Source organism: Streptomyces sp. SID13726, assembly GCF_010548375.1.
In the GTDB taxonomy this organism is placed as follows: Bacteria; Actinomycetota; Actinomycetes; order Streptomycetales; family Streptomycetaceae; genus Streptomyces.
Genome location: NZ_JAAGLY010000269.1, coordinates 1 through 515, shown reverse-complemented (window position 1 = coordinate 515; position 515 = coordinate 1). Strand labels below are relative to the sequence as shown.

Below are 515 nucleotides of genomic sequence, written 5' to 3'. Positions count from 1 at the left end.
CCTTTCGTGCGGTGGCCCCCTTTCGTGCCGCGGGGGCGTTTTCATCCGGCGGGCGCGCTCCGCTTACCCTCGGCGCATGTCCTCCCGCTCCGCCGCCCCGCCCCCGCGCCGCCCCGTGGGCACGGTGACGCGCGGGACGACGAATCCGAACCGGCTGCGCCGGATGGACCGCTGGATCGCGGCGACGCACGGGCCGGTGCTGCGGCGCTCGCAGGACCCGGTCGCGGTGGACCTCGGCTACGGGGCCGCGCCGTGGACGGCGGTGGAGCTGCTGGCGCGGCTGCGGGAGGCGGCGCCGCGGGTGCGGGTGGTCGGCATCGAGATCGAGCCGGCGCGGGTCGCGGGGGCGAAGCCGTACGAGCGGGAGGGGCTGAGCTTCCGGCACGGCGGGTTCGAGGTGCCGCTGGAGGGCGGTGCCCGTCCGACGCTGATCCGCGCGGCGAACGTGCTGCGCCAGTACGACGAGGACCAGGTCGCGGCGGTGTGGGAGCGGTTGTGCGCCCGGCTGGCCCCGG

General features: G+C 77.5%; 1 pseudogene. It reads left to right on the top strand.

Annotated elements, in window-relative coordinates:
• Positions 1–76: 76 nt before the first annotated feature.
• A pseudogene (locus tag G3I78_RS47565) lies at positions 77–515 on the top strand (class I SAM-dependent methyltransferase); the annotation flags it as partial.